This window comes from Stenotrophomonas pictorum JCM 9942, assembly GCF_001310775.1.
Lineage (GTDB): Bacteria > Pseudomonadota > Gammaproteobacteria > Xanthomonadales > Xanthomonadaceae > Stenotrophomonas > Stenotrophomonas pictorum.
Genome location: NZ_BAZI01000661.1, coordinates 1 through 952, shown reverse-complemented (window position 1 = coordinate 952; position 952 = coordinate 1). Strand labels below are relative to the sequence as shown.

Genomic DNA, 952 nt, shown 5'->3' with positions numbered 1-952 from the left:
GGCCGGCCGACACCAGGCCCATACGGTCGAAGGCGGCGGCCATGCGCCGTTCCTCGGCCACGCCGACCAGGTGGCCGGACTGCTGCAACGCTTCGTTGCGGACTGCGCGTGAGCGGTTCGGCCCGTATTGCCCCGCCATCGCCGATCATGTGCCCCTGTATTCCCCCCCACGATTGAACTGATGCCCGCCCCACCGGCGCACCGTCCCTGTCGAACCCCGTTCCCGCCTGCGTATCTGCCATGTCCTCCCTGTTCGATCCCAAACACGTCCGCCGCGCCTTTTCGCGTGCCGCCTCCAGCTACCACGCCGCCGCGGTGCTGCAGCAGGAAGTGGGCAAACGCCTGCTCGAATCGCTGGACTACCTGGAAGACCGGCAGCCACAGGTGGTGCTGGATGTGGGCAGCGGCCCGGCCCACGCCACCGCGGCGATGAAAAAGCGCTGGCCCAAGACACAGGTGATCGCGCTGGACCTGGCCCTGCCGATGCTGGCCGAAGCCAAAAAGCAGGCCGGCTGGTGGCGGCCGTTCGCGCGGGTATGCGCCGATGCGCGCGCCCTGCCGCTGGCCGACAACAGCGTCGATGTGATCTTCAGCAATCTGTGCCTGCAGTGGGTGGAAGACCTGCCTGCGGTGTTCGCCGGTTTCCGCCGCGTACTCAAGCCCGGCGGCCTGCTGGTGTGCTCGACCTTCGGTCCGGACACGCTGATCGAACTGCGCGAGGCCTTCGCCCAGGCCGATGACACGGCCCACGTCAGCCACTTCACACCGATCGCCCAGTTCGGCGATGCGCTGATGATGGCCGGCTTCCGCGACCCGGTGCTGGACCGCGACCTGTTCACCCTGACCTACGACGAGCTGCCGGCGCTGATGCGCGAACTCAAGGCGATCGGCGCGACCAACGCGATGCACAGCCGCCGCCACACGCTGACCGGGCGTGGCCGTTTTGCCGCCG

The 952-nt window shown here is 68.5% G+C and carries 1 protein-coding gene; it reads left to right on the top strand.

All coding sequences use genetic code 11. The features are described 5' to 3' along the window. Nucleotides 1-240: 240 nt before the first annotated feature. The coding region (gene bioC, locus JCM9942_RS16880) for a malonyl-ACP O-methyltransferase BioC (protein WP_054660996.1) at nt 241-952 on the top strand (712 nt) is incomplete at its 3' end.